At 69.7% G+C, this 254-nt stretch carries 1 protein-coding gene; it reads right to left on the reverse strand.

Annotated elements, in window-relative coordinates:
* Nucleotides 1-254, reverse strand: a 254-nt coding sequence (locus SB658_RS25760; RefSeq protein WP_410603305.1) for a hypothetical protein, incomplete at both ends; no start/stop codon positions are given.

The raw sequence follows: 254 nt of genomic DNA on the forward strand, positions 1-254 counted from the left end.
ATAGCTGATCCAGTGGAACATGGCCGGCATCAAGGCGTCGAAATCACGGTCCGGCGCCAGCTCGCCCAGGCGCGGCGGCGGCGTGCGCAGGGTCGGCGTCAGCAGGATGTCGAAGCGCGCGTGGAAGGCGTTGAACGCCTCCGGCAGCGCGGCCAGCGTCGCGTAGGCCTGTTCCAGCTCGGCCACGCCGCAGTGCATGCGATGGTATTGCGCCAGGCCGTGGGTCCACGGCTCGAGCGCCGACACGGCGAAGT

It is taken from the genome of Bacillus sp. SIMBA_008 (assembly GCF_046535495.1).
GTDB classification, from domain to species: domain Bacteria; phylum Bacillota; class Bacilli; order Bacillales; family Bacillaceae; genus Bacillus; species Bacillus subtilis.